The 4995-nt window shown below is 53.7% G+C and carries 7 protein-coding genes; 1 reads left to right on the top strand and 6 read right to left on the bottom strand.

Annotation, left to right across the window (positions count from 1 at the left end):
• Positions 1–144: 144 nt before the first annotated feature.
• The 6 genes from GAK38_RS23380 to GAK38_RS23360 all read right to left on the bottom strand — a co-directional run bounded on the left by GAK38_RS23380 (position 145) and on the right by GAK38_RS23360 (position 4358).
• Positions 145–387 (bottom strand): hypothetical protein, encoded by a 243-nt coding sequence (locus GAK38_RS23380; protein ID WP_325347277.1) that lies wholly within the window; start codon positions 385–387, stop codon positions 145–147.
• On the bottom strand, positions 384–749 hold the full coding sequence (locus tag GAK38_RS23375) for a hypothetical protein (RefSeq protein WP_325347276.1): 366 nt from the start codon (positions 747–749) through the stop codon (positions 384–386). The genes GAK38_RS23380 and GAK38_RS23375 overlap by 4 nt, the downstream gene beginning before the upstream one ends.
• Positions 750–777: 28 nt before the next feature.
• Positions 778–1353, bottom strand: a complete 576-nt coding sequence (locus tag GAK38_RS23370; RefSeq protein ID WP_325347275.1) for a hypothetical protein — start codon at positions 1351–1353, stop codon at positions 778–780.
• A gap of 360 nt (positions 1354–1713) precedes the next feature.
• Positions 1714–2091: an HNH endonuclease gene (locus tag GAK38_RS24065; protein WP_443089271.1), complete on the bottom strand. Its 378-nt coding sequence runs from the start codon at positions 2089–2091 to the stop codon at positions 1714–1716.
• A gap of 129 nt (positions 2092–2220) precedes the next feature.
• Positions 2221–2514 carry a hypothetical protein gene (locus tag GAK38_RS23365; protein WP_325347274.1) on the bottom strand — a complete coding sequence of 98 codons (294 nt, stop codon included), beginning with the start codon at positions 2512–2514 and terminating at the stop codon, positions 2221–2223.
• A 26-nt stretch (positions 2515–2540) separates the two neighbouring features.
• Positions 2541–4358: a bifunctional DNA primase/polymerase gene (locus tag GAK38_RS23360; RefSeq protein WP_325347273.1), complete on the bottom strand. Its 1818-nt coding sequence runs from the start codon at positions 4356–4358 to the stop codon at positions 2541–2543.
• A gap of 289 nt (positions 4359–4647) precedes the next feature.
• Here GAK38_RS23360 and GAK38_RS23355 point away from each other — a divergent pair.
• Positions 4648–4995, top strand: a 348-nt coding sequence (locus GAK38_RS23355) for a transposase (protein ID WP_325347272.1), incomplete at its 3' end; no start/stop codon positions are given.

Genomic DNA, 4995 nt, shown 5'->3' with positions numbered 1-4995 from the left:
TTCTTCAGATGGCGCGGAAGCGATGAAATGGACGAAGTATCGGGCGACGGTCATGCCGAGTTACTCGATGATGGCGCGATCGAGATCACGTTCGCATACGATAGCGGAGACGAGGCCGTGCTGAAGGCCAAACCAGAGACTTCTTCAACAGCCTGCTAGATCATTGCGCTCGATATCCTCACTGGCGACATTCCGCATGATTTCCTCAACGGTCGGAAGTATCTGAATGCGTCGCTCAGTATGCATCTGGGATATCACTTCGGGTTCGTTGCTATTCTCGGGCACCACATTCCAGTTTGTTGAAACGGGTATGATTTCGCTTTCAGGCCGTTTTTTGTGAGCCATCAAAGCAGTCATGGCTCCGGCAAGGGACTTGTGCCTGCTCATGCTGCCTTCCTGACTGCTACAGCCGAATTATCATTGGCTGCGGATGGATAAAGGCGCTCTTGTTCATGCCACCACGACAAGCCCTGCTCGTCTCTCCAAGAGAAATATTCTTTCAATTTACCAGACCACAATGCGCAACCGTAACGGGAAGCGTCTTCTGATGTCAGTTTTTTGGCTTCATTCGCGTCGTTCTCAACAGGCGATATTTCTGCAAGTACCCGCCTCAACAAAGAACTTGGGGCCATGCTGTGCCGTTCTACCGTGACCGGTGATCCAAGGTGTCTCTTCTTTGAAGCCATTCCGCACAACTTTGACCAATAGAAGCCTTCAGGGATGATTTTGTTTGTTACTGCGTTGCTCATACAATTCTCCTCGTGTTTGGTTTGTCACTTACGCGGCTTGGTTTGTCGCGCTTTCACTCAGCCAGCCTTTAACCAGCCTCACTGCCTGCTCTGCTGCATCTTCTTCGGTGACAGCCCTGTCGACCACGACGGGAAAGCCAAGAGCATCAAGCAACGGATGACGGGTGATCTGGCTTGGTTCGAGCTTTGCCTTGCCGACCTTGTTTTCAATCTGCCGCAGCACACCGCCGTAGAGATAGATCCGGACGTCTGCTTCTCCGGGCGTCAGTCCTGCCGCTAATGCCTCTGCTCTCGCCTTGGGGCCGCGCTTCGCTGCGTTCTGATCTCCAGCCAGTGTGAATGTGACCGGCAACACTTCTCGCGCTGTGTGAACGTATTCTGGCAATCTGCGTAATGCCCGGACCTGCGCAGCTTGCAGTTCCCATTCCAGAGGCAGGGCAGCTTTTGTCGTCACTTTGCCATCGCGTGTCGAGATGATTCTTCGGACACCATTAATGCGGACGGTTTGACTTGTGGCTTTTTGTTTCGCTGCGGGTTTCGAATTGAGCTTGTTTGGATTGAGCTCGTTGGATGACGCACCTTTCAGCGCACGTCTTCGTGTCATGGTCTCTCCTCGTGTTCATGGCGCGTCAGCTTGGTGGGCTTCCGTTGGCGTTGTCCCGTTGTTAGCGGAACAATTCACATCATGGTGGGAGTGACACGACGGTCAAGCGTCGACCGGCATAATTTCAACCAACCTAAAATCAGGTTGTATTTTTCAATCAGGAAATTTTCTAAAAAGTGCGTAGTTCTCAAACGCATAGAACTACGCGCTGCGCGCTTTTTGCGTAAGTTTCTATATAAGAACTCTTACGCACTAAAAGCAGCGTGCTTTTGCGCAAGTCTTTTTAGGATTTTTGAGACTTACGCAACAAGACTTACGCAAACTTTTAGTTGTACTTTTATTGTGACAGCGAGTTGTATTTTAAGCTGCACTCTCTGACATTGGACCGTTATCGTTGTGAGCAGACCGCTCCATTTCAAACCAAAATGTTGGCTTAGGAACCGACTCATATGGTTCGAAACCTTGCGAGCGTAGCCATGACACTTGGCGGGCATTGAAAGATGGTAAGCGGAAGTCTCGACATGCAATCAGCATATGCTTGTAATCCCGCCAATCTTCGAGCGACTTTGCCCCTATTCCCCTGTTACACGGTTTGCAAGAAGGAACAAGGTTTTTAAGTGCATGGGTGCCACCTCTGGCTTGTGGCACCAAGTGCTCAACGTCAAATACGTCATCGAGATTGACACCACAGTAATAGCATTTCCCGTTAGTTTTTGCCTTAACGGCTGGCGCAACCATTTGCCGGATAGATGCCCAGCTTAAACCATTCATACTCATAGACTCTCCAATAATCAGCAAGTTACATAGTTAATGTTGAGTAAACGCAAAAAGCGGAGCCTAAGCCCCGCTTGCCTTTCGGCCGCCTTTCTACATCGCTCTCACAAATGTCGTCGCCCTGCGCTGAACAGGATCCCGGTCTTCCACCTTCATTAGAAAGCCCTCGGCGAATAGCGCCTTGGTGATCATCCCGACACGCTTCTTGTCGGTCTCTTCATCGACGTCCAGCTGCAGTGCATAAGCAACGGCACGCCCTACCCAATCCTTGGCCTGTGGCGCAGGTTTGTACATGCCGCCGTTCACAACCCCTCGTATTGCGTCGCGTTCGTCCTCGGTCAGTGTTTCGGCAACTTCCTCGCTCGTCGGCCATGCCCATGACGTCACAACCGGCGCATGGTCTTGAGGCTTGGTCAGGCCCTGCCCTTCCCCAGCGCGACACTCTCCAGCTTCCGCCAGTCAGCCTTGTGCGACAGCGCCGATAAGTTAGATTTGCCATAGACCACGCTGAAATATGAGAAGCGCGCTTCGTGTGTAAGGCCAGCCTCACTGGCTTGCGCTTCCGACATACGGTTAAGCACGCGCACCGAACGTGCCGCACCGATCAGCGAAACTGCACCGCGAGCGTCTTCGACAGTCGTTTCACGATCGCTCACCTTGCGCAGATGATGCACGATATCGATTGAGCAGTTCGTTCGGTCAGCGACCTGCGCCCAAAGCTTGGCCACCTTGTCGATTGCGCCGTTGTCGTTTTCATTGACCTGGTGCGTCAACACGAACGGGTCAACAACCATCACGTCAATGCCGAGCTCAGAAATCGTTTCGACGACTGCTTCAACGACCGGCTCCTGAATCCGCACGCCTTTCTTGTCATCGATCGCAATGACCAATTCCTGCTCGCGGCCTGTGTCTAGAAACAGATGCCCATCAATATCGGCTGGCTTCAAATTGAAATGAATACAGGCGGCCATGATGCGGCGCTCAAGTTCGTCACGCGGATCTTCGGCATTGAACAACCAGACCTTCAGACGCTTCGGAGGCTTCGTGCCATTGAGCGCTTTACCCGATGCCATGGCGAGCGCCTCGACGATGCTGTTCGCAGTTTTTCCGAGACCACCCGGCGCGACCGTCACTGAAACATACTTGCGAATGAAGTGTTTACCGAATGCGAACTCGCGCCTTGGAAGCGTCGACGGGTCTTTCCAAACGAACGGCGTCGCAATGATTGCTCGTTTGTTTTCAGTAGTTTGTTCACTAGTGCTAATATTAGCATCGAAGTCCGCTACGGGCTCTGCAACAACGTCGGTGCGCGCCTCAGCTTTAGCCAAGCCATTGGCGATCATGCGGCTGATATCGACGAGACGTGTATTGTCGTTGTCATTCTGCGGCACACTGCGTGGGCTGCCTGCACCAGCAGCAAGGCCGTTGTCGATCGTCTTTACGCAGCGTGGCCAGTCGCGGCCCCAGCCTCTGGCTACATCCTGCAGCAGAGCGCGTGCTTCGGATTCAGCCAGAGCGCCAGCCCCGACGAAAGTGCCCAAACGGAACGCTGCGTCGTTCAGCCGGTTGTTGCGGTTGCCCATAGGTTCAAGCTCAAGATCGTCCAGCTCGGATTGAACTGCACGCTCGACATAACGGTCGTTGATCTTGCCGCTAACGGATGGCGCTGCAGTGTAAGTGCTTTCGTACGAGCGTGGCAGCACAAGCTCCAGCAACCATTCTGGCGCGTCGACCGGCTCTTGTTCGGATACCCAGCGATAAGGCAGGCCAACCTCCGGCACGCTCCCGGCCGCAATGACATAACCGCCGTCACCGCGAACGTCGACACCGGAGCCAAGCGCGCCGCGGTTGCGAACGCCATGACGGTGACGAAAGAAATAGTGACGGCCGCCGCTCCTGGTCTCTGCGGTCAGGGTTGCAGGCAGCGCGCCGTGCGCTGATTCAAGCGCTGCCAGCGTTTCGTCGCCGCCGTGCTTGGGATCAATATCGAGAACCCATGCACCAATAGGCGCACCGGTTGGCACGCCAATCATCGCGGATGGATTGCGGCGCCAGTATTCCCGCACGATGCGCTCATTGAGTGTCGCGCCACGAAACCCGTTGCTTGTGAGCGGGGTCTTGGTGGCGAGGATCTCAATGCAGCCGTCCTGATCGACATATTCATCGTCGCGATGGCGGCAAGGAAACACTGGCCAGTTTTGCGCCTGATACGACAGCGCAACGTCGAGCATTGGGTCAGCATCATTGACCAAAGGTTGCACTGAATTAACCATAGCTGTACTCATTGTTTTCAATTGATTCGTTCCTTGAAAGGACTCGCATGAGCAGATCGACATTAATGGGTGGACGGTACATCGGTGGACGCTACAAGACATCGAACGGAGTAAATGACACTTGGTCAGTGTTTGATCAGAAAGCTCAAAAGCTAGTCGAGATGGGATCTAGCAGGCTGTTGAAAAAGGCCTGGCGTGAAGACTTTGGTCGTGATTCATTGGCTTTGTGGAGATTCGGAGTTGATGGATGCGTGGCGGCGATGTGAGGACAGGTCAACTCTTCAGTTATGTCGATCTGGAGGATCGTGTTCGTCGTGATCATCCGCTGCGGGCAATCCGGCAGATCGTGAACGACGCGCTCGTTTTGCTGGAACGGGAGTTCGCAGCGCTCTATTCGCCGATCGGGTGGCCATCGATCGCGCCTGAAAAGCTTCTGCGCGCCATGCTTCTGCAAGCCTTCTATTCAATCCGCTCTGAGCGACTTTTGATGGAGCGGTTGGAATACGACCTTCTATTCCGCTGGTTCGTCGACATTGGCATTGACGATCCAGCTTGGGACCATTCGGTGTTTTCGAAGAACCGCGACCGGCTGCTG

Origin of the sequence: Xylophilus sp. (assembly GCA_009914555.1) — a bacterium.
Taxonomy (GTDB): domain Bacteria; phylum Pseudomonadota; class Gammaproteobacteria; order Burkholderiales; family Burkholderiaceae_C; genus WNDY01.
This window is presented reverse-complemented; position numbering and strand designations above follow the sequence as displayed.